Source organism: Thalassococcus arenae (assembly GCF_019104745.1).
Lineage (GTDB): Bacteria > Pseudomonadota > Alphaproteobacteria > Rhodobacterales > Rhodobacteraceae > Thalassococcus_B > Thalassococcus_B arenae.
In genome coordinates this window covers 907123-928324 of record NZ_JAHRWL010000001.1, presented here as the reverse complement: position 1 = coordinate 928324, position 21202 = coordinate 907123, and the positions used below count along the sequence as shown (strand labels likewise).

The following is a 21202-nucleotide window of genomic DNA, read 5'->3' as shown; positions in this document are numbered from 1 at the left end:
GATGGCGGAAGGAGCCCGGCCATGTCCCGAATCGACGAAACCAAGGAATTCATCCCGGTCCGCATCGCGGTTCTGACGGTCAGCGACACGCGCTCGGTGTCCGAGGACCGTTCTGGCGACACGCTGGTGGCGCGGATCGAAGCTGCGGGTCACGTGCTGGCGGACCGCCAGATCGTCAAGGACGAGCGTGACGAGATCGCGGCGCAGCTGCGCGCCTGGATCGCCGATCCCGGCATCGACGTGGTGATTTCCACCGGCGGCACCGGGCTGACGGGGCGCGACGTGACCGTCGAGGCGCATCGCGATGTCTATGAAAAGGAAATCGACGCCTTCGGCACGGTGTTCACGATGATCTCGTTCGGCAAGATCGGCACCAGCGCCGTGCAAAGCCGCGCCACGGGGGGCGTGGCGGGCGGCACCTACCTGTTCGCGCTGCCGGGTAGCCCCGGCGCCTGCAAGGATGCATGGGACGAAATCCTGGCGCTTCAGCTGGATTACCGGCACCGCCCCTGCAACTTTGTCGAGATTTTTCCCCGGCTGGACGAACATCGGCGACGGAAATGATGCACAAAGCCGTGTAACGACCATTGCTTGGCAAATTCGCAGCGGTGACTAGATTTGATCTATCGCACCGCGACCCGGAGGCAGAATGCGTTTCTTGAGGCGAAGCCTGACGGGGCTGTTCCTTTTGTCCCTGACCTTGGGCCTTCTGCTCTGGGCCGGCGTTCTTGTCCGCGATGCGGTCGAGGCGCGCCTTTCCGACGAACCGGGCGCGCCACCCGCCCGCGAAAGGGTCTTTTCCGTCAACGTCGTGACGATCCGGCCGGATACCGAGGTGCCGGTCCTGACCGCCTTCGGCACGGTGCAAAGCCGCCGCACCCTGGAACTGCGCGCTGCGATGGGTGGAACGCTGATCGACCTGTCGCCCGATTTCGTCGATGGCGGACGGGTGAGCCAGGGCGCATTGCTGGCCCGGGTCGATCCCGCGGATGCCCAGGCCGCAGTGGACCGCGCCGGAAGCGAAGTGCTGGACGCACAAGCCGAACAGCGCGAGGCCGACAGGGCCTTGCGGCTGGCGGTCGACGAACTGGCCTCGGCCGAGGAACAAGTGGCCTTGCGCGAACAGGCGCTGCGGCGGCAGCAGGATCTGCTGGCGCGCAACGTCGGCACCGCAGCGGCGGTCGAGACGGCGGAACTTGCGGCCTCGTCGGCGCGGCAGGCGGTGCTGACGCAACGCCGCGCCGTGGCGCAGGCCGAATCGCGCATCGATCAGGCCGCGACACGGTTGAACCGCGCCGAGATCGCGCTGGCCGAGGCCGAGCGGCGGCTGGCCGATACCGAGATCCGTGCAGGCTTTGCCGGCACGCTGAGCGACGTGTCTGTGGTGGCTGGGCGTCTGGTGTCGCAAAACGAAAAGCTGGCCGAACTGGTCGACCCGGACGCGCTGGAAGTCGCGTTTCGCATCTCGACGCCGCAATACACCCGGCTGCTGTCTGAAACCGGTGCCTTGCGGTCTGCACCGGTCAAGGTGACGCTGGATGTGCTGGGTGTCGATCTGACCGCCAGCGGGACGCTGATCCGCGAAAGCGCGGCGGTGGCCGAAGGCCAGACAGGGCGGTTGCTGTTTGCATCGCTGGACGCGCCGCGCGGGCTGAAGCCGGGCGATTTCGTGACCGTTTCGATCGAGGAGCCGCCCTTGCCATTCGTTTCGCGTTTGCCGGCGACCGCCGTCGACGCCGCCGGCACCGTGCTGGTATTGGGCGAAGACGATCGCCTGGAAACGGCGTCGGTGAACGTATTGCGCCGCCAGGGCAACGATGTGCTGGTCCGCGCGCGCGACCTGGCCGGGCGCGAGGTGGTGGCGGAACGCACGCCGCTGCTGGGGGCCGGGATCAAGGTGCGCCCGTTGCGCAGCGACAACGCCGAACCGGTGGCCCCCGAGATGCTGGAGCTGACCGACGAGCGCCGCGCCAAGCTGCGGGCCTTCGTCGAGACCAACAACCGAATGCCGGCCGAAGCCAAGACCCGCATCCTGACCACCCTGGAACAGAAGATGGTCCCGGCCGAGATGGTGCAGCGGATCGAATCCCGGATGGGGGGCTGACGCATGGTCGGTGGCGGCGCCCTCGGGATCATCGGCTATTTCACCCGGCACCGCACGCTTGCGAATCTGCTGCTGGTGATCCTGATCGCCGCCGGTCTGCTGGCCGCTCCGAACATGCGGGCGCAGTTCTTTCCCGACGTGATCGTCGACAATGTCGATGTGACGGTCCGCTGGGACGGCGCCGGGGCCGAGGATGTCGATGTCGCCATCGTGCAGGTGCTGGAACCGGCGCTGCTGACCGTCGAAGGCGTTGAAAGCACCAGTTCCGTGTCACGCGAAGGGCGCGCCAGCATCGAGCTGGAATTCGAGCCCGGCTGGGACATGAGCCGTGCGGCGGATGACGTGCAAACCGCGGTCGACACGGTGACGAACCTGCCCGAGGACGCCGAAGATCCCGAGGTGCGGCGCGGCGCCTGGCGCGATCGGGTCACCGACCTGGTCATTACCGGACCGGTCGGCGTCGACCAGTTGGCGCGTTTCGCCGACGAAATGGTCACGCGACTGTTCGCCGAGGGCGTCACACGCACGACGATCCGGGGCGTCGCGGCGCCGCGCACGGTGATCGAGGTGCCTTCGGCAAACCTGATCGCCTACGACGTGACCATGGCCGAGATCGCCCAGGCCATCGCCGGCGAGGTGCAGGCCGATCCGGCCGGCGACGTGGGCAGCGCCGGGGCGCGGGTGCGCACCGGTGTCGAGAAGCGCAGCGCCGACCAGTTGGCGGCCATCGTGCTGCGTTCGAACCCGGACGGCTCCAAGCTGACGGTCGGCGACGTGGCAACGGTCCGGGTCGAAGGCATCGACCGCGAGCGCAGTTATTTCGTTGGCGACGACCCGGCGATTTCGATCCGCGTCGACCGGTCCGACCGCGGCGATGCCATCGGCATCCAGCGCCAGGTCGAGGACGTCGCGCGCACGATGCAGGCCTCGTTGCCCGAAGGCGTGACGATCGAGCTGATCCGCACCCGCGCCGAGGCGATCACGGGGCGCCTCAACATCCTGCTGGACAACGGCCTGACCGGGTTGGCGCTGGTCGTGACCCTGCTGTTCCTGTTCCTCAACGCCCGCACGGCGTTCTGGGTCGCGGCGGGCATCCCCACCGCGATGCTGGCCGCAATCGCGCTGATGTATGCCTTCGGGATCACCATCAACATGATTTCGCTGTTTGCCCTGATCATCACGCTGGGCATCGTCGTCGATGACGCGATCGTGGTGGGTGAACACGCCGCGCATCTGGGGCGGCATGGCATGAAACCCTACGACGCCGCGGAAAGCGCGGCGTTGCGGATGGTTCAGCCGGTGTTTTCCGCCACCATCACGACGATCATTGCCTTTTTCGGCCTGGTCGCCATCGGCGGGCGCTTTGGCGATCTGATCCAGGACATCCCGTTCACGGTGATCGTCGTGCTGGCGGCGTCGCTGGTGGAGTGTTTCCTGATCCTGCCCAACCACATGGCCCACGCCATCGCCGCCTCGGCGCAGCGGCACTGGTACGACATGCCCTCGCGCATCGTCGATCGCGGTTTCGTCTGGGTGCGCGAAACGCTGTTCCGTCCGCTGATCGCCGGGGTCATCGCGGCGCGCTACGCGGTGCTGGCCACGGCGGTTCTGCTGCTGGCCAGCCAGGCCGCGCTGTTCATCCGCGGCGACGTGCAATGGCGGTTCTTCAATGCGCCCGAACAATCCTCGGTCACCGGCAATTTCGCCATGGCGCCCGGAGCCACGCGCGCCGACACGCTGGCGCAGATGCGGCTGCTGCAGGAAACCACCGAAGAGCTGGGGCGCGAATACGAGGACCGATACGGCCTGAACCCACTGGCCTATGTCATCGCCGAGATCGGCGGCAATGCCGGATACCTCGCCGGGGCCGACACCAAGGATGCCGACCAGTTGGGTGGCATTTCCATCGAGCTGATCGAAGCCGATCTGCGGCCCTATTCCAGCTTTGCCTTCGTCGGCGAATTGCAGGATCGCATCGTGCGTCACCCGATGGCCGAAACCGTCAGCTTCCGCGGTTGGCGCGCCGGACCCGGGGGCGACGCGCTGGACGTGCAATTCTTCGGCGCCAGCGTCGAGACCCTCAAGGCCGCGTCCGAAGACCTCAAGGCGGCGATGGTGCAGTTCCCCGAGGTGTCGGCGATCGAGGACAACCTGACCTACGACAAGGAAGAGTTGATCCTGGAACTGACGCCGCAGGGCGCCGCGCTCGGGTTCGACATCGACGGGTTGGGGCGGGTGCTGCGCGACCGGTTGGGCGGGATCGAGGCGGCGACCTATCCGGACGGTCCGCGCAGTGCCGAGATCCGGGTCGAACTGCCTGCCGCAGAACTGACCGCCGATTTCGTGGACCGGATGTTCCTGCGCACCGGTGCGGGCGAATACGTGCCGCTGGCCGACATCGTCAGCGTCGAACGGCGCACCGGCTTTTCCACCGTGCGGCGCGAAAACGGCATCCGGCTGATTTCCGTCACCGGCGATATCTCCGAGGACAATCCCGCCCGCGCCACCGAAATCATGCAGTCGCTGGAACAGGAGATCCTGCCGCGCATCGCCAGCGAACGGCAGGTCGAATACCGGCTGGCCGGGCTGTCGGAACAGGAAGACGAATTCCTGGCCGATGCCCGCACCGGGCTGATCCTGGTCCTGCTGGGCATCTACCTGACGCTGGCCTGGGTCTTTGCCAGCTGGACGCGCCCCGTCGTGGTGATGGCGATCATCCCCTTCGGCCTGGTCGGCACGATCTATGGCCACGCGCAATGGGACGTGCCGCTGAGCATGTTCACGGTGGTGGGCCTGCTGGGCATGACCGGGATCATCATCAACGATTCCATCGTGCTGGTGACCCAGATCGACCAATACGCCAGGGAACGGGGGCTGATCCCGTCGATCATCGACGGCGCCGCCGACCGTCTGCGTGCGGTCTTCCTGACCACGGCGACCACGGTGCTGGGCCTGGCGCCGCTGCTGTACGAACGTTCCGCCGATGCCCAGTTCCTGAAACCGACCGTCATCGCGCTGTGTTACGGGCTGGGCTTCGGCATGTTTCTGGTGCTGCTGGTCGTGCCGGCGCTGGTGGCGATCCAGCACGATGTCGGGCGATTGGTGGCCGCGTTCCGGCGCGGCCTGCGATTCCGCACCGCGCGGATCCGGACGGGATTCGCCTTTGCCGGTGCCCTCGTGCTTGGCTGGCTGGCGGTGACGATGGGGTCTGTCGCGCTCACCGGGGCCTTGCCGCCGGCGCTGAGCGGTCTGCTGCCCGCATCCGACACCGCACCGATGGCGGTCGCCTTCGCGTTGTTCCTGGCCGGAGTGGCGGCCTTTTCGGTGGCGGCCTATGTCTTTGCGGGCCTCGCGCTGCTGCGCCGCCGGCGCATGATCAGTCGCAACCCCTGATCTCGACCGCGCGGTCGCGCCCCAGCACGGTGATGGTCAACCGCGACCGGTCGAGCGCCAATGCGCCGCCCGCCATGTGCGTCAGCCGGGTTTCCGATATCAACCGCCCGCCTTCCCACCAACTGCGCGGCTCGGCCACCCAGATCTCGGGATCGGCGGTTTCGATGACGGTCTCGGCCCCCGGTTGTTTCGGCATGGCGATCTCGGTCCGCAACCGCAGGCCCTGGGCGTCCAGTGCCACCGAACAGGTCACGGCGCGGACACCGGCCTCGTCCGCGGAATAGGGCAGATCGGCCAGCGCGGCGACGATCACCGAATCCGGCTTGGTCGCGCCGGCCGGCAATTCGGCGGCGACCGAGACGCGATAGGGAATGCAGACTTCCTCGCAGATGCCGATATCGATGGTTCCGCTCAGCGCCACGCTGTCGCCCGCGCGCTGTGGCACGACGCGCAGCGGCAGCACTACCGTGTCGTCATATCCCACCGAACGCATGCCGGACTGGTGGAACACTTCCGGCGCCGGCCACAGCACCGACACTGCCGCGCCGCCGCGCCAGTCGAACAAGGGCGGAATGCCGGCATCGCCGGGGGCGCGCCAATAGGTCTTCCAGCCCGGGGCCAGGTTTAGCTGCAAGGCCGCCATGTGGCTGCCATCGGCCAGCCGCCAGCCGGGCCGCAACTGCGCCTCGACGACACCGTCGAAGGATTGTGCGCCAAGCGGGGCGGCCACAATGGCGGCACAGGCAAGAAGAAGCGAACGGATCATGATCTGCCAGATGCCCGCTTTGCAATGAAATGGAAAGTCACGTTCCGGCGATGCGAACCGTGATCGCCCCGCGCCCTGCCGCCCTTGCGCCCCGGGCGCGGCTTGGCCATGCTGGTGCAGCAAGCCGAAGGGGTTTCCGCATGGCCAAGGCCGATCGCAGCACCGCCACGACGTCGCTGACCGGAAAGATGCTGATCGCCATGCCGGGAATGGGCGATCCGCGATTCGAACACAGCGTCGTGCTGCTGTGCGAACACAGCGACGAAGGCGCGATGGGTCTGATCGTCAACAAGACGGTCGGCGACGTGTCGCTGGGCGACCTGATGGAAAACCTGTCGATCGACATGCGCGGGGATATCGGCAAGCAATCGGTGCATTTCGGCGGACCGGTCGAAACCGGGCGCGGCTTCGTGCTGCACTCGCCCGATTACGCCTCGGTGGTGACGACGCTGCAGGTCACGGACGGCATCCACATGACCGCCACGCTGGACGTGCTCGAGGAAATCGCCCGCGGCCAGGGACCGGCGCGGCGGCTGGTTCTGCTGGGCTATGCAGGCTGGGGGCCCGGGCAGCTCGAGGGCGAGATCGCCCGCAACGGCTGGCTGGTCTGCGATGCCAGCGCGACGCTGGTCTTCGACAAGCCGGATGCCGAGAAATGGGAGGCGGCACTGGCCAGCATCGGGGTGCCGGCATTGATGCTGTCGTCCGAGGGTGGACGGGCCTGATCCTTGGCCACCTGCCTGATCGTCTCGGCGCATCCGTCCCCGGTCTCTTTCACGGCGGCCTGGGCGCAAGCCAGCACCCGGGCAGCCCGGAATGCCGGGTACACGGTGCTGCAATCCGATCTTTATGCCATGGCTTTCGATCCGGCCGAACGTGCGGCGCCGTCCGGCATCGAGGGTGCGTACGACCCGCTCAAGGCGCAGGAAACGGGCCGCGTATCGGCCGATGCGGCGCGGGAAGCGGCCAAGATCGAGGCCGCCGAGCTCGTGGTCTTCCATTTCCCGATCTGGTGGTTCGGTCCCCCCGCCATTCTCAAGGGCTGGTGCGACCGCGCGCTGATCCATGGCCGCCTGCACGATGTCGATCACCGATTCGACACCGGCCCGTGCCGAGGCAAGACGGCCCTGTTCTGCGTGACCACGGGCGCCGGGGCGGCCGAGGTCGGGCCGGGCGGCAAGGAGGGGCGGCTGGACCTGCTGCTCTGGCCGCTGGCCTACACCCTGCGCTATTGCGGTTTCGACATCGCCGAGCCGGTGGCCGAACACGGCGTGCACGGCTATTGGGAGGGCGCCGACAAGGCCGCCCTGGACACCCGGCTGGCGGCGCGCCTGGGGGCGCAGCAGGCCTTGATCGCCGATCTGCCGAACCGCCCGCGCTGGCGCTTTCACCCCGATGACGATTTCGATGCAGCCGGACGCCTCAAGCCCGGTATCGCGCCGCTCTGGCCGTTCCACGGCTGATCTTCATCTTGCCAAGTAAACTCCGGGGGTGAATGGCGGCTTGCCGCCAAAGGGGGCTGGCCCCCTTACCGCGGCGCCGCAGCGCGCGACAGCCGGTCGTTGATCGCCACACCCAGCCCGCGATGCGGCACCGGCGACACCGCGATCACCGCCGCGCCCGATGCGTCCAGCCGGTGCAGGTACTCGAACAGGTTGGCCGCCGCCTCGACCAGGTCGCCCCCCGGGGACAGGTTCAGGTCGCAGTCCACGTCTCCGAAACCCAGACGCGCCTCGCCCGCTTCCCAATCGGTGGCGTTCAGCCGCATCCGGGCATTCGGCGCATAGTGAGAGCCCAACTGGCCCGGCGCCGAAATCGCGTCGGTCTCGTGCCTTTGCGCGATCCGCCGTCCCAGGGCCTGTTCCAGCAGTTCCGGTCCGATCCCGCCGGGCCGCAGCAGCGTCGGCCGGCCGGCCAGTCCGAGGATGGTCGATTCAAGCCCTACCGGGCAGCGCCCGCCATCCATCACGGCCTCGATCCGGCCCGACAGCCCCGACAGGACATGTTCTGCCCGGGTCGCGCTGATCTGGCCCGATCGGTTGGCCGAGGGCGCGGCCACCGGGCCGCCGAATTCCGCCAGCAGGGCGCGGGCCGCCGGATGCGCGGGCATCCGGATCGCCAGCGTGTCGAGACCCGCCGTGACCAGGCGCGACACCGGTGCGCCGGCGCGCAGCGGCAGGACCAGCGTCAGCGGCCCGGGCCAGAACGCGCCCGCCACCGCCTCGGCGTCATCGGACCAGTCGACCAGCGCCTTGACCGCGTCCAGTTCGGCCAGGTGCACGATCAGGGGGTTGAAGCTGGGCCGTCCCTTGGCCTCGTAGATCCGTGCTACCGCCCGGTCGTTGCCGGCATCGGCCCCCAGGCCGTAGACCGTTTCGGTCGGGAAGGCGACAAGCTTGCCGTCGCGCAGCAGGTCGGCCGCGCGCTTGATCCCGGCCGTGTCGGCCTGCAAGGTTTCGGTATTCAAAAGGGGCATGGGCCGTGACGCCGCGTTTCGGTTGGTTCGGGCGGGCGGCAGGGCTACCCTGCCGGTCGAGTTGACGCCCTTGCTATCCGAGGGCCCCGTGTTTGCCAAGCCGATTGGACCCCTGACGCCATGCCCTACCGTGCCCCCCTGACCGATTACCGCCTGATCCTGGACCACGTCGTCGATTTCGCGCAGGTCGCCCGGACCGACCGGTTCGCCGAGGCCACGCCCGAGACCGTCGAGGCGATCCTGACCGAAGCCGGCAAGATGTGTGAAGAGGTTCTGGCGCCTTTGCAGCGCAACGGCGATCTGCATCCCGCGGCTCTTGAGAACGGCATCGTGCGAACCTCGCCGGGCTTTGCCGACGGCTACAGGGCCATCGCCGAAGGCGGCTGGGTTGCGATCGCCGCCGATCCCGACCATGGCGGAATGGGCCTGCCGATGGCGGTCACCACCGCCGTCAACGAGATGATGGCTGCCGCCTGCCTGTCGCTGCAACTGAACCCGCTGATGACCCAGGGGCAGATCGAAGCGCTGGAACACCATGCCAGCGACGCGATCAAGGCGCTGTACCTGCCCAAGCTCATTTCCGGCGAATGGTCGGGCACGATGAACCTGACCGAACCGCAGGCAGGATCGGACGTGGGCGCGCTGACCTCGAAGGCCGAACCGAATGGCGACGGCACATTCGCGATCACCGGGCAGAAGATCTACATTTCCTGGGGCGACAACGATTTCACCGAAAACGTCTGCCACCTGGTGTTGGCGCGCCTGCCCGGCGCTGTGGCCGGGACCAAGGGGATCAGCCTGTTCCTGGTGCCCAAGCGCATCCCCGACGCCGATGGCAATCCCGGCATGGCCAACAGCCTCAAGGTGGTCAGCCTGGAACACAAGCTGGGCCTGCACGGCTCGCCGACCTGCGTGATGTCTTACGAGGGCGCGACCGGCTGGCTGGTGGGCGAAGAGAACAACGGCATGCGCGCGATGTTCACGATGATGAACAATGCCCGGCTGGGCGTCGGCGGCCAGGGCATCGGCGTGGCCGAGGCGGCGTTCCAGCACGCCATGGCGCATGCGCTGGAACGCCGGCAGGGCACGTCGCTGCACGGCTATTCCATCGCCGCCCATGCCGATGTGCGGCGCATGCTGATGACGATGAAGGCCGATGTCTTTGCCGCCCGGTCGATCGCGCTGGCCTGCGCCACTGCCATCGACATGCAGACCGCCACCGGCGAAGATCACTGGGCCAAGCGCGCCGCCTTCCTGACCCCCATCGCCAAGTCTTTCGGCACCGAAACCGGCGTCGATGTCGCGAACCTGGGCATCCAGGTGCATGGCGGCATGGGATTTGTCGAGGAAACCGGCGCAGCGCAATTCCTGCGCGATGTCCGCGTGACGACGATCTACGAAGGCACCAACGGCATTCAGGCGATGGACCTGATCGGCCGCAAGCTGGCCGATGGCGGCGACGCGGCCTTCCGCCTGCTCGACGAAATCGAAGCCTTTGCGGAAACCGCCAAGGGCACCGTGCCCGACCTGGCCGAAGCGGTCTGGCAGGCTTCCGAGACCTTGCGCGAGACGACCGAATGGCTGCTCGACCAAGGTGACATGGACGAACGCTCGGCCGGGGCGGTGCCCTACCTGCGGGCCTTCGCGCGGCTTCTGGGCGGGCATTTCCACCTGCGCGCCGCGATGGCCGAACCCGGCAGCGCGCGCGAGGTGCTGGCGCGATTCTACATCGAACGGCTGCTGCCCGAGCATACCGGCCTTCTGGCCCATGCCATGTCCGGCGCCGGCGGCCTTTACGCCATGAGCCTCGACGATCTGGCGGCCTGATGGACGGGACCGGCGGCACGATCCGCTATCCCTGGGACACGCCGCCCGAGCCGGGCGCCGCCATCGAGGTGGCCGAGGGCGTCCTGTGGATGCGCCTGCCGCTGCCGATGAAACTGGACCACGTCAACGTCTACGCGCTGGATGACGGCGATGGCTGGACCGTGGTGGATACCGGTTTCGCCTCCAGCAAAAGCCGCGCGATCTGGCAGGGTCTGATCGACGGCCCGTTGGGGCGGCGTCCGATCAATCGCGTGATCGTCACCCACCATCACCCCGATCATGTCGGTCTGGCGGGCTGGTTCGTGCGCGACCACGGTGCCGAACTGGTGACGACCAGGACAGCCTGGCTGATGGCCCGGATGCTGCAACTGGACGTTCAGGACGTGCCGTCGCCCGAGACGGTGGATTACTGGCGCGGCTGCGGCATGGCGGCCGAGGTGCTGGCGCAGCGCCTGTCCGAACGTCCCTTCAACTTCGCCGATTGCACCGCGCCGCTACCGCTCGGGTTTACCCGTATCCGCGAGGGCGACACGCTGCGGGCGGGTGGGCGCAGTTGGGACATCCGCATCGGCAACGGCCACGCGCCCGAACACGCCACCTTCTGGAGCCGCGATTGCGACCTGGTGCTGGCGGGCGATCAGATCCTGCCGTCGATCAGTTCGAATATCGGTGTCTACGCGACAGAGCCCGAGGCCGACCCGGTGGGAGAATGGCTCGAGGCCTGCGAGCGGCTTTCGGCCTTTGCCCGCGACGCGCATCTGGTTCTGGGCGGCCACAAGCTGCCCTTCACGGGCCTGCCGGCGCGGATGCGGCAACTGATCGACAACCACCACGGCGCGCTTGACCGGTTGCATGCGCATCTGGCCGTGCCGCACAGCGCCGGCGAATGCTTTGCACCGCTGTTCAAACGCCGGATCGGGGCGGGCGAGTACGGGCTGGCGCTGGTCGAATCCATGGCGCATTGCCTGCATCTGTGGCACGAGGGACGGGCGACGCGGACACGACGCGAGGACGGCGCCTGGGTTTTTCAGGCGGCCTGAGCCAAAAGCGGGTATTCCGCCACCTGCCCATCACGCAGCACCACCAGGGTATCCAACGGCACTGCGGTCCAGCGGTTGGACTCGCCGTCCAGCGGTTCGGACGCAAAGGCCCGGCCGCCATTGTCCAGCGTGCCGGACAGATACAGCGTCGGCGCCTTGCCGTCGCTGGCATGGCGGAAGGCAAGCAGCGATTGTCCATCCGACATCACGCAGGTGACGCGATTCGGCGCGGCATCGGACTCGGGCGCGAATTCGGTCAGGACGGATCGTAGTGTTGCCGCCGGGGCGTCGGCGAAACCGCGCGCCATCAGGGTCAGGAACAGCATTTCGCTATCGGTGGTGCCGCGGCGAGCGGCGTAATGGGCATCGGGCAGCGCCGCCTCCATCCTCCGGCGCAAGGCCGGGAAGGCCGCGATCTGGCCGTTGTGGCAAAAGCTCCAGCCCTGGAAGGTGAACGGGTGGCAATTCGCGCGACTGGTTTCGCCGATGGTCGAAGCACGCACATGCGCCAGGAACAGCGGCGCGGTGATCATCCGGCACAGACTGGGCAGGTTGCCGTCGCTCCAGGCCGGCAGCACGTCGCGATACAGCCCCGGTTCGGCGCTGTGCGGCGCATACCAGGCGATACCGAACCCGTCACCGTTTACCGCCAGCTTGGCCTCGGTCGCGTGCTGGCTCTGGCTCAGCAGGCTGTGGCGCGGCCGGACGATGATGTTTTCCAGCGGGATGGCAGGGCCGTGATAAGCGGCGATGCGGCACATGGGTCAGCGCCGCGCCTCGATCCGGGCATGCAGGCACCGGATGATCGTGCTGGCGGTCCGTTCGCACAGTGCCGGCACGAGGGCATGCAGCAGTGCGGCCCCTGCGGCCAGCGCCAGCAGACCGGCGAAGCGCAGGGCAAAGCCCATGTGCTGGAAATAGGTTTCGTTCACCGAAGCGGGGTGATCGAAAAACAGCGACTGCAGCGGCGCGCGGCGGGTGTTGTCCATGTCCATCTCCTGTATCTGGCCTGCATCTTTTGCCAAAACCGATTGGGGAATGGGTCTCAAAATCGGGTGGCCAATCGGAAATTTTTGGGAAATAATCCCATGATGAGTGTGAATATCGACGAAACAGACCGCCGTATCCTGCGCCTGTTGCAACAGGACGCTTCGCTCAGCGTAGATGCGGTGTCAGAACGGGTGGCGTTGTCGCGCAACGCGTGCTGGCGGCGGATCAAGCAGATGGAAGACCGCGGCATCCTGCGCGGACGCGTCGCGCTGGCCGATCCGCGCGCCCTGGGGTGCGGATTGCAGGTGGTGGTGCTGGTGCGCACTTCGAACCACGATGCCGATTGGCTGGACCGCTTCCACCGCGCTGTCGAATCGCTGCCCGAAGTGCTGAGCGCCTACCGGATGTCCGGTGATCTGGATTACCTTCTGCGGGTCCGGGTCGCCGACGTGGCGGGATATGACGCGTTCTACAAAAAGTTGATCGCCCGTGTGCCGCTGTCGGATATCTCGGCCAGTTTTGTTATGGAAGAGATCAAGGAAACCACGGCCCTGCCGGTCTGAGGAGCGCCCATGAAGGAAATCGCCACCACCGCCGAGGCCGCCGAAGCCGACGCCATCCCGCGCAAGGTCGATGTGCATACCGACTCCGACGATCCCTGCGGCCCGGCCGATCTGCCCGATGCCGTCACCCGCAAGCCGGTCAAGTCCAAGAGCCCGGCGGAATGGGCCTATGAGCGGCTCATCCTTTATATCCAGAATTTCGAACAGCAACTGGACAACGAACACGAGGTGGCGATGGGCTTTACCGGAAGCAACACCGGGATCCTGCGCATCGAGGGGATGGGATATTTCGACCCCGATATCGTGACCTTTTACGGCTCGGACCCGTCCGGGGCCCGAACCCAGCTGATCCAGCATGTCAGCCAGTTGAACGTGATGCTGCGCGCGCTTCCCAAAGAGGTCGAACAGACCGAACCGCGCCGGATCGGGTTCCGTCTGGCCCGCGAGCTGGAGCAACTCTGAGCGTGGTTCCGAGCGCGGGACCGCGGGGCGCGACAATTGCTCGCGCGCCTGCGCGTGACAGCGCTGGCCGAATAGGCTAATCCCGCATCGGGAACACGCAAATTCGAGGAAAGACCCATGGCAGAGCACAAGCACGGCAGCATGGACATCACCACCCAGGAAAAGACCTTTAACGGGTTCATCACCTTCACTATCCGCACGGTGATCGTGATCCTGGCGATCGTGGTCTTCCTCGCCGTCTTCAATTCGTGAATCGGCTGAACTGGTGAAAAAGCGTTTCGGTGTTCTGGCCCTTTTGGGCCTGTTGATCCTTGGTGCCTGCGGTCAGCCGATGGGGACCAAGGAATCCTCTCCCGAAGAAGCCGCGCGCGCGGCGTATCGGCATGATGGCCCGCCCGAGATCGTGCTTTATACGATGATCAACAACCGGTCGGGTTCCGGAGCGCATACCTCGATCATGATCAACGCGCCGTCGCAGCGGGTGATCTTCGACCCCGCGGGGTCCGTTCAACTGAGCGTCATGCCGGAAATCGGCGACGTGCTGTATGGCATCACCCCGTCGGTTCTGGATTTCTACGAACGCGCCCACGCCCGGTCGACCTATCACGTGCGCATCCAGCGCCTGCCGGTATCACCGCAAAGCGCCGAGCGTGCCTTGCGCCTGGTGCAGGCCAACGGGATCGTCCCCGCGGCACAGTGCACCACCGCCACGTCGCGCATCCTGTCGCAGGTGCCCGAATTCTCGTCCGTCCGCTCGACCTTGTTCCCGAACAACCTGGCCGACCAGGTCGCGCAGATTCCGGGCGTCACGGAACGGCGGCTGTACGAGAACGACGGTGACGACAAGGAGCTGGCCATCGCCGAGTTCGAAGCCCGCAACGGGATCAGCCGCGAAATCAGCCGAAGCAGTCAGAACGACCAATAGGCGCCGGCCACCATCACCGTGGCCCCGGCCAGCATGGCGAGGATGACGTTCTTGCTGGTATAGCCGACCGCCAGCGTCAGTGCGGCCGCAGCCAGGCGCAGCGGGTCGGGGTCTCCGCCGGTGGCCTTGGGCCAGACGATCAGCGGTGCCACCAGCGCGGGCAGCACGGCGACGGCAGTATAGCGCAGGTGCCGCAGCAGCCAGGGCGGCATCGGCCGGTCGCCGACCAACCCCAGGAAGGCAAAGCGCAGGCCGAACGACCCCAGCCCGAGCACGACGATCACCAGCCACAATTCCGCGCGGTCGATCATGCGCCCATCCTCCGCTCGATCTCGGCACCCGCAGCCATGCCCGCCAAACCGCCGACGATCAGGCCCAGGTTCCAGGGCAACCAGGCGAAAGCCAGCGCGCCGACCACGGCGGCAAAGGCCGCGGCGACATGTGCGCGGGTCCGCAGCGCCGGCGCGATCATCGCCACAAAGGCGATGGGCAGGGCGAAATCCAGGCCCAGTTCCGGCGGGATCGCTTCGCCCACCAACGCGCCGATCAGCGTGAACACGCTCCACAGCGGAATGATCGGCGTGCAGACCCCGAAGAAATAGGCGAATTTCTGATCGGGTGTCTGGTCGGGGCGTTGCTCGTAATCCAGCACAGCCGAGGCATAGCTCTGGTCGACCAGGCAATAGGCCGTCGCCGCGCGCTTCCACAGCGGCAGGCCGCCCAGATGCGGGGTGATCGAGGCCGAATACATCGCCATGCGCATGTTCACCGCCAGCGCCGAGGCCAGCACCACCAGTGTCGGCGCCTGTTCGGTCATCAATTGCAGCGCGGTGAATTGCGCCGCACCCGCGACGACCACAACCGAAAAGGCCAGCGTTTCGACGATGTTCAGCCCCGCCTCGGTCGCTGCAACGCCAAACAGCGTTGCGAACGGGATCAGCACCAGGATGAACGGCATTCCATCCCGCACACCCCGCCAGTAGCTTGACTTTGCCCCGTTGCCCGCCATCACTTGGTCCTGCCTCGTTCGTTCCTGCCCTAGCCAAGCCAGCCCCCGGATGCAATCGCCCGATATGCCTTATCTCATCGCCCCCGACCCGCAGGCGCCGCGCCTGACACGGGCCGTGACAGGCACCGACCAGACCGGCGCCGAAACGGTGATTTCGGTGGTCGAGGAGCGGCCCCTGACGATCTTTCTCAACAGCCAGGAAATCGTCACCGCGATGACCATCGGGGATTATCCCGACTATCTCGCGATCGGGTTCCTGCGGAACCAGGGCATGCTGAAGGATGGCGAAACGGTGACCGGCGTCGATTACGACGAGGAACTGGAAACCGTCGTGGTGCGCACAGCGTCGCGCACCACCTACGAGGAGAAGGTCAAGAAGAAGACCCGCACCAGCGGCTGCGCGGTTGGCACGGTGTTCGGCGACATGATGGAAGGGTTGGAGGGCAAGACACTGCCCGCGGCCGAATTGCGCACGTCATGGCTGTATGCGCTGGCGGCACGCATCAACACCACCCCGTCGCTTTATCTGGAAGCGGGCGCGATCCATGGCACTGTCCTGTGCCAGGCCGATCGCCCGCTGGTCTACATGGAGGATGTCGGGCGCCACAACGCCGTCGACAAGATCGCCGGTTGGATGTTCCGCCACGACGTGCCGGCGGGTGACAAGATCCTCTACACCACCGGGCGGCTGACATCCGAGATGGTCATCAAGACGGCGCTGATGGGCATCCCGGTTCTGGCCTCGCGCTCGGGTTTCACGGCCTGGGGCGTGGAAATCGCCCGACAGGTCGGGCTGACGCTGGTGGGCCGGATGCGCGGCAAGCGGTTCATCTGCCTGGCGGGCGAAGAGCGGCTGGTGCGCGACATCGACCCCGACAGCGTGCCGGACGAAGACCGCAAGCATCGCAGGAAAAGCGCAGGATGACCGCACCGCAACGTCTCGACCCCGCGCATCAGGAGGCCGTCGCCGCCGCCCGCGCCTTCATCGCCGACCGCCAGCGCGGCGACTGGCACACCGTGGCCTCGGTGGTGCTGACGGCGTCGGGTGCGCGCTTTGTGGCGTTGAACTTGGACAGCACATTGCCGCGCGCCAGCGTCTGCGCCGAACCGGTCGCGCTTGGCATGGCGCTGTCGGCCAACCCCGATGATGCCGTCGTCTTCTGCGCGGCCGTCAACCGGCGCGGCGAGGTCATCCCGCCCTGCGGTCCGTGCCGCGAACTGATGTTGGACTACGCGCCGCACGCGCTGGTCGCGGTGCCTGCCGATCCCGACTTCGCGGTCATGCCGTTGCGCGGGCTGATGCCCGCCGCCTACAAGCACGACCGGAGAAAGCCGTGAAGCAACCGCTGGGCGTGATCCTGGCCGGTGGGCTGGCGACCCGGATGGGCGGCGGCGACAAGGCGCTGCTGCCGCTTGGCGGCCGGCCGCTGCTGGCGCATGTGATCGACCGCCTGGCGCCGCAGGTGGGTGGCCTGGCGCTGAACGCCAACGGCGATCCCGCACGGTTCGATGACTTTGGCCTGCCGGTGTTGCCGGACAGCATCGACGGGTTTCCCGGCCCCTTGGCCGGAGTTCTGGCCGGGCTCGACTGGGCGGCCGGGCAGGGCGCCGATGCGGTCGTGACCGTCGCCGCCGATACACCGTTCTTTCCCTGCGATCTGGTGCCACGCCTGCTGCTGGCCTCCGAAGGCCAGGCACATCCGCTGGTTCTGGCCGCCACGCGGGGCGATGCGCAGACCAAAAGCAAGACCCGCGGCGGGCTGATCCGGCACCCGACCTTCGGGCTTTGGCCGGTGGCGTTGCGCGACGACCTGCGCGCCGCTTTGCTGGACGGGTTGCGCAAGGTGGTGATCTGGACCGACCGCCATGACGGGCGCGAGCAGGTGTTTCCGACCGACGCGGGTGATCCGTTCTTCAACGTCAATACGCCCCAAGACCTGGCCGAGGCGGAGGCGATGGTGTGAAGGTTTTCGGCGTCACCGGCTGGAAGAACGCCGGCAAGACCGGGCTGATGGAACGGCTGGTGACCGAGATCACGGCGCGCGGCTATACCGTCAGCACCGTGAAACATGCCCATCACGGGTTCGACGTGGATGTGCCCGGCACCGACAGTTTCCGCCATCGTGCGGCCGGCGCCTCCGAAGTGCTGGTGTCGTCACCGAAACGGGTGGCCCTGATGACCGAGTTGCGCGGCGCCGACGAGCCGCAGCTGCCGGACCTGCTGGCCCGGCTTGCCCCGGCCGATCTGGTGCTGATCGAAGGGTTCAAGGGCGCGCCGCATCCCAAGATCGAGGCCTTTCGCGCCGAGGCCGGGCACAGCTTGATCGCACCCGGAGACCCGACGATCCGCGCCGTGGCCTCGGACGTGCCGCTGGAACTGGATCGTCCGGTTCTCGACCTGGATGACACTGTCGCGATCGCCGATTTCGTACTGGCCGAGGTCGGGCTATGACCGGGTTCGACACGTTTGTCGTGGTCGACTGGTCGGCGCGGTCGGCGCCGTCCCCGGCAAAGCCCACCAAGGATGCGATCTGGATCGGTGTGGCCCGACAGGGCGACGTTTCATGCCACTATCACCGCACCCGCGCCGAAGCGATCGACGCGCTGGCGGCCCTGTTCGAAACCGAACTGGGGCAGGGCCGCCGGGTGGTGGCGGGGTTCGACTTTCCCTTCGCCTATCCCAAGGGGTTTGCGCGCGCCGTGACCGGCACGGATGACCCGCTGGCACTTTGGACTTGGCTGGCGTCGCGCATCGTGGACGCCCCGGACAACGCCAACAACCGGTTTATCGTGGCGCGCGACCTGAACCGTCTGTTTCCCGGCACCGGTCCGTTCTGGGGCTGTCCGCCCGCAGAGGCCGACGCGGTGCTGCCGGACAAGGGCACGGCGCGGGCGGGGCATGGCCTGCCGGAACGGCGCGCGGTCGAGGCGCGCGTCACGCGCGCCCAGCCTTGCTGGAAACTATTCACGACGGGTTCCGTCGGCTCGCAGGCGCTGCTGGGTCTGCCGCGCCTGCAGGCGCTGCGCGACCGGTTCGCCGGTCGATTGACCGTTGCGCCGTTCGAGGCGCCGGATACGCCCATCGTGCTGGTCGAACTGTTCCCGTCGCTGATCGCCGACATCGTCGCGGCCCGGCGCGAACCCGGCGAGATCCCGGACCGTGCGCAGGTGCGGGTTCTGGCCCAGGCGCTGTCACGCCTTTCGCCCGCGACGCTGGACGTCATGCTGCGCACCGGCGACCCCGTCGAGGGCTGGATCCTTGGTGCCGGTCGGGAAGACGCGTTGCGCGCCGCGGCGTCCGGGATTTCCGCGCCGCCGCTGTCCAACGATTGCTTTGCCCTGCCGCCCGGTGTCGACTGGACGCCTGTGGACGAGGCGCTGTCGCTCTTGCGCGACCGGTTGCGCCCGGTGGTCGGTGCAGAAGACCTGCCTCTGGCGCAGGCATCCGGGCGGGTTCTGGCCACCGACCTCGTTGCGCTGCGCGCGAACCCGCCGGAAGCGAATACCGCGGTGGATGGCTATGGCTTTGCCGGATCTGTCGTCGGCCCCGGACCGCAGACGCTGCCGCTGAATCCGGGTCGGGCGGCAGCCGGGGTGCCCTTTGAAGGCCGGGTGCCCAAGGGACACGCCATCCGGGTTCTGACGGGTGCGGCCTTGCCCGCGGGCGTCGACACGGTGGTGCTGGACGAGGACACGACCGTCGGCGACGGGGTGATCGCCTTCAACGGTCCGCTGAAGACCGGTGCCAACACCCGCAAGGCCGGCGAAGATGTCGCCGCAGGGGCCGTGGCGCTGACGGAGGGCACGCGGCTGGGCGGACCGGAACTGGCGCTGGCCGCGGCAGTGGGGCATGGACATCTGCGCGTTTGGGAACGTCTGCGCGTCGCGGTACTGTCCACCGGCGACGAGGTGGTCGAACCCGGGGCCGATGCCGCACCGGGGCAGATCTTCGACGCCAACCGGCCGATGCTGCTGGCGATGGTGGACCGGTTCGGGTTCGAACCGGTGGATATGGGCCGGGTACCGGATCACCGCGACGCCTTGCGCGGAACGCTGGATGCAGCGGCGGACCAGGCGCACGTGATCCTGACCTCGGGCGGCGCGTCGGCGGGGGACGAAGATCACGTCTCGGCCCTGTTGCGCGACGCGGGTGCGATGCAGGAATGGCGGATCGCGCTGAAACCCGGCCGCCCGCTGGCCCTGGGGATGTGGCGGGGCGCACCGGTTTTCGGCCTGCCCGGCAACCCGGTGGCGGCTTTCGTTTGCACGCTGGTCTTCGCGCGGCCTGCAATGGGGCTGCTGGCGGGCGAAGGCTGGCGCGATCCTCAGGGGTTCGACGTGCCTGCGGCGTTCGAGAAACGCAAGAAACCGGGACGGCGGGAATACCTGCGCGCCCGCATCCGTGACGGCCGGGCGGAAGTGTTCCGCTCCGAAGGGTCGGGCCGGGTGTCTGGGCTGAGCTGGGCCGAAGGGCTGGTGGAACTGCCAGACGGCGCGGCGCATGTCCGCCCGGGCGATCCGGTGCGATACTTTCCATACGGATCGTTCGGCCTTTAGCCGGCGGTCAAGCGGAACGCGCGGGTCGCGCGTGCAGTTTTCTGGTGCTTTTGGCGACGCGTCGCCGCGGCCCGGCCTAGTCGAACGTGCCCGCGACGCGGCCCAGCAACATGAAGGCGCGCGCGGTGCGGGTGCCCGCGAATTCGGTGATCTCGGAATCGCTGGCGCGGCTGGCGAAACCGGCGAAGGTCCGGTCGAAGAGCCTCAGGAAATGATGCGCCGCGTCGCGAAAGATCGGATCCTGTTTCATCCGGCCCGCGGTCAGCGCCAGCGAAGAGCGGTCGCGCACGCCGCCCAAAGACGCGATGGCCCGGCCACGCTTGCCCTCGGCGAAGGCGCGCCAGATCTCGGGCCGGGACAGGTCGGGGCGCAGGTCGTCCATGTATATGCCTTCCTGGCTGAGCAGGGTCAGCACGTCCTGGCTGGCCTGCACCAGTTGCTTGACCGTCCGGTCCTTGAGCGCCCGCCGCAACGCCGCGAAACCGGGCTTGTCATCGGCGGTTTCGGGAAAATTCAGCGCGCGGATGAAATCGCTGTTGGACAAGGGCGGCTCGAGCGCTTCGGCCGGGGTGCCCAGGGACAGCGCGGGCTGGTCTTCGCCTTCGATCGCGGTCGCAGCGGATTGCGCAAGGGCGGTTTCGGTCACCCGCGCGGTCGTCAGCCGTGTCAGGCCGCTTTCCAGAGCCTTTTGCGTGGCGGCGATTTCATCCAGTCTTTTGGTCAGTGCGGGATGTGGCGCCTCGCCCGCGCCCTGTTGGGTCTTCATCTGCGCCACATAGGCCGCGCGGATCGCGTCGATGGCGGCCTGGAGCCGCGCCGACTCTGCCCGCAGCACCCGCGTCGACCGGGCCGTCAGCGCGGCCACCCAGATCATCGCGATCGGCAGAACGATCACCATCGCCGCCATCAGAAAGCCCAAACCGGCCTGGTCGCTCGGCCGTCCGGTGAGGAAATAGATGCCGCTCAGCAGCAGCCAGAAGACGGTCGCGACCAACGCGGCCACCTCGACCGCGCCAAAGCCGTCCGCCGGTTCGGGCAGCAGGCTGACCGGGCTCTTGCGGGTGCGGGACGGATCGGGTTCGGTGGCCAT

23 protein-coding genes are annotated in these 21202 nt (G+C 67.5%); 16 read left to right on the top strand and 7 right to left on the bottom strand.

Annotated elements, in window-relative coordinates:
- Nucleotides 1–21: 21 nt before the first annotated feature.
- The 3 genes from moaB (at nt 22) to KUH32_RS04670 (ending at nt 5497) form a co-directional block, all read left to right on the top strand.
- Complete coding sequence (gene moaB / locus KUH32_RS04680; RefSeq protein WP_217776895.1) at nt 22–564, top strand: molybdenum cofactor biosynthesis protein B; 543 nt, start codon at nt 22–24, stop codon at nt 562–564.
- Between the two features lie 85 nt (nt 565–649).
- The gene (locus tag KUH32_RS04675; RefSeq protein WP_217776894.1) at nt 650–2104 is read left to right on the top strand and encodes an efflux RND transporter periplasmic adaptor subunit; all 1455 of its coding nucleotides are present in this window, start codon (nt 650–652) and stop codon (nt 2102–2104) included.
- A 3-nt stretch (nt 2105–2107) separates the two neighbouring features.
- The gene (locus KUH32_RS04670) at nt 2108–5497 is read left to right on the top strand and encodes an efflux RND transporter permease subunit (protein ID WP_217776893.1); all 3390 of its coding nucleotides are present in this window, start codon (nt 2108–2110) and stop codon (nt 5495–5497) included.
- On the opposite strand, the gene KUH32_RS04665 is transcribed toward KUH32_RS04670, so the two are convergent.
- The gene (locus KUH32_RS04665) at nt 5481–6263 is read right to left on the bottom strand and encodes a protein-disulfide reductase DsbD domain-containing protein (RefSeq protein ID WP_217776892.1); all 783 of its coding nucleotides are present in this window, start codon (nt 6261–6263) and stop codon (nt 5481–5483) included. The two genes, KUH32_RS04670 and KUH32_RS04665, sit on opposite strands and share 17 nt — an antisense overlap.
- A 140-nt stretch (nt 6264–6403) precedes the next feature.
- On the opposite strand from KUH32_RS04665, the gene KUH32_RS04660 reads away from it, so the two are divergent.
- Nucleotides 6404–6988, top strand: a complete 585-nt coding sequence (locus tag KUH32_RS04660; RefSeq protein WP_217776891.1) for a YqgE/AlgH family protein — start codon at nt 6404–6406, stop codon at nt 6986–6988.
- A gap of 3 nt (nt 6989–6991) precedes the next feature.
- A complete protein-coding gene (locus KUH32_RS04655) occupies nt 6992–7726 on the top strand; it encodes an NAD(P)H-dependent oxidoreductase (protein ID WP_217776890.1) in 735 nt (244 codons plus the stop codon).
- 65 nt (nt 7727–7791) lie between these two features.
- Here KUH32_RS04655 and KUH32_RS04650 read toward each other — a convergent pair whose 3' ends face one another.
- Nucleotides 7792–8739 carry an L-threonylcarbamoyladenylate synthase gene (locus KUH32_RS04650; protein ID WP_217776889.1) on the bottom strand — a complete coding sequence of 316 codons (948 nt, stop codon included), beginning with the start codon at nt 8737–8739 and terminating at the stop codon, nt 7792–7794.
- Nucleotides 8740–8859: 120 nt separating this feature from the next.
- Here KUH32_RS04650 and KUH32_RS04645 point away from each other — a divergent pair, with 120 nt between their 5' ends.
- On the top strand, nt 8860–10566 hold the full coding sequence (locus KUH32_RS04645; protein WP_217776888.1) for an acyl-CoA dehydrogenase: 1707 nt from the start codon (nt 8860–8862) through the stop codon (nt 10564–10566).
- Nucleotides 10566–11606, top strand: a complete 1041-nt coding sequence (locus tag KUH32_RS04640) for an MBL fold metallo-hydrolase (RefSeq protein WP_217776887.1) — start codon at nt 10566–10568, stop codon at nt 11604–11606. The genes KUH32_RS04645 and KUH32_RS04640 overlap by 1 nt, the downstream gene beginning before the upstream one ends.
- Here KUH32_RS04640 and KUH32_RS04635 read toward each other — a convergent pair.
- Both KUH32_RS04635 and KUH32_RS04630 read right to left on the bottom strand, forming a co-directional pair.
- Nucleotides 11594–12367: a class II glutamine amidotransferase gene (locus tag KUH32_RS04635; protein ID WP_217776886.1), complete on the bottom strand. Its 774-nt coding sequence runs from the start codon at nt 12365–12367 to the stop codon at nt 11594–11596. The two genes, KUH32_RS04640 and KUH32_RS04635, sit on opposite strands and share 13 nt — an antisense overlap.
- 3 nt (nt 12368–12370) lie before the next feature.
- Entirely contained in the window at nt 12371–12595 is a 225-nt protein-coding gene (locus KUH32_RS04630; protein ID WP_254898982.1) for a DUF6356 family protein, read from the bottom strand.
- 102 nt (nt 12596–12697) lie between these two features.
- Between KUH32_RS04630 and KUH32_RS04625 the strand changes: the two genes are divergently transcribed.
- From KUH32_RS04625 to KUH32_RS04610, 4 genes are all read left to right on the top strand, one after another.
- Nucleotides 12698–13159, top strand: a complete 462-nt coding sequence (locus KUH32_RS04625) for an Lrp/AsnC family transcriptional regulator (RefSeq protein WP_217778295.1) — start codon at nt 12698–12700, stop codon at nt 13157–13159.
- Between the two features lie 9 nt (nt 13160–13168).
- Nucleotides 13169–13621: a DUF6173 family protein gene (locus tag KUH32_RS04620; RefSeq protein WP_217776884.1), complete on the top strand. Its 453-nt coding sequence runs from the start codon at nt 13169–13171 to the stop codon at nt 13619–13621.
- 117 nt (nt 13622–13738) lie between these two features.
- Nucleotides 13739–13873, top strand: a complete 135-nt coding sequence (locus tag KUH32_RS04615; RefSeq protein ID WP_217776883.1) for an aa3-type cytochrome c oxidase subunit IV — start codon at nt 13739–13741, stop codon at nt 13871–13873.
- A gap of 13 nt (nt 13874–13886) precedes the next feature.
- Nucleotides 13887–14546, top strand: coding sequence for a hypothetical protein (locus KUH32_RS04610; protein ID WP_348541084.1), 660 nt, complete (start codon nt 13887–13889; stop codon nt 14544–14546).
- On the opposite strand, the gene KUH32_RS04605 is transcribed toward KUH32_RS04610, so the two are convergent.
- Entirely contained in the window at nt 14531–14857 is a 327-nt protein-coding gene (locus tag KUH32_RS04605) for an AzlD domain-containing protein (protein ID WP_217776882.1), read from the bottom strand. The two genes, KUH32_RS04610 and KUH32_RS04605, sit on opposite strands and share 16 nt — an antisense overlap.
- Nucleotides 14854–15555: an AzlC family ABC transporter permease gene (locus KUH32_RS04600; RefSeq protein WP_217776881.1), complete on the bottom strand. Its 702-nt coding sequence runs from the start codon at nt 15553–15555 to the stop codon at nt 14854–14856. Before KUH32_RS04600 ends, KUH32_RS04605 begins: the two co-directional genes overlap by 4 nt.
- A gap of 49 nt (nt 15556–15604) precedes the next feature.
- Between KUH32_RS04600 and KUH32_RS04595 the strand changes: the two genes are divergently transcribed.
- Genes KUH32_RS04595 through KUH32_RS04575 form a run of 5 tightly spaced genes read left to right on the top strand, consistent with a single transcriptional unit; the run spans nt 15605 to nt 20112 of the window.
- Nucleotides 15605–16480, top strand: a complete 876-nt coding sequence (locus KUH32_RS04595) for a formate dehydrogenase accessory sulfurtransferase FdhD (protein ID WP_217776880.1) — start codon at nt 15605–15607, stop codon at nt 16478–16480.
- Nucleotides 16477–16893, top strand: coding sequence for a cytidine/deoxycytidylate deaminase family protein (locus tag KUH32_RS04590; protein ID WP_217776879.1), 417 nt, complete (start codon nt 16477–16479; stop codon nt 16891–16893). The genes KUH32_RS04595 and KUH32_RS04590 overlap by 4 nt, the downstream gene beginning before the upstream one ends.
- A complete protein-coding gene (gene mobA, locus KUH32_RS04585) occupies nt 16890–17519 on the top strand; it encodes a molybdenum cofactor guanylyltransferase MobA (protein WP_217776878.1) in 630 nt (209 codons plus the stop codon). Before KUH32_RS04590 ends, mobA begins: the two co-directional genes overlap by 4 nt.
- The gene (mobB, locus tag KUH32_RS04580) at nt 17516–18007 is read left to right on the top strand and encodes a molybdopterin-guanine dinucleotide biosynthesis protein B (protein ID WP_217776877.1); all 492 of its coding nucleotides are present in this window, start codon (nt 17516–17518) and stop codon (nt 18005–18007) included. The genes mobA and mobB overlap by 4 nt, the downstream gene beginning before the upstream one ends.
- On the top strand, nt 18004–20112 hold the full coding sequence (locus KUH32_RS04575; protein WP_217776876.1) for a molybdenum cofactor synthesis domain-containing protein: 2109 nt from the start codon (nt 18004–18006) through the stop codon (nt 20110–20112). The genes mobB and KUH32_RS04575 overlap by 4 nt, the downstream gene beginning before the upstream one ends.
- Nucleotides 20113–20188: 76 nt before the next feature.
- Here the strand turns inward: KUH32_RS04575 and KUH32_RS04570 are convergent, their stop codons facing one another.
- Nucleotides 20189–21202, bottom strand: coding sequence for a hypothetical protein (locus KUH32_RS04570; protein ID WP_217776875.1), 1014 nt, complete (start codon nt 21200–21202; stop codon nt 20189–20191).